This window comes from Streptacidiphilus sp. ASG 303 (assembly GCF_020991365.1).
Taxonomy (GTDB): Bacteria; Actinomycetota; Actinomycetes; order Streptomycetales; family Streptomycetaceae; genus Peterkaempfera.
Genome location: NZ_JAJLRA010000185.1, coordinates 1 through 282, shown reverse-complemented (window position 1 = coordinate 282; position 282 = coordinate 1). Strand labels below are relative to the sequence as shown.

At 78.7% G+C, this 282-nt stretch carries 1 protein-coding gene; it reads left to right on the top strand.

Annotated features, from left to right (window positions below; genetic code table 11):
* On the top strand, positions 1-87 hold an 87-nt coding region (locus tag LO771_RS31780), incomplete at its 5' end, for a hypothetical protein (RefSeq protein WP_374228286.1).
* Positions 88-282: the final 195 nt, after the last annotated feature.

The following is a 282-nucleotide window of genomic DNA, read 5'->3' as shown; positions in this document are numbered from 1 at the left end:
AAGGAGGCCCAGCGGATCATGGACGACCTGTGGGCCATCGGCGCCCGCGCCATCCTGGTCACCAACATCCACGCCTGCCGCCTCTGACCCCGCCCCGCACCCTCCCGTGGAGCCCGCCGCCATGCCCGCCACCCCGCCGCCCGCCGACCACGACCGGGGCGCCGGCCACGACCGGGGGACCGGCCGCGACCGGACCGCGGGACCCCCCGCGCTGCCGGTGACCTGGCGGGCCTCCCGCACCCGCGCCGTCCTGGTGCCGACCGCCGCCCTGCTGGTGGTGAT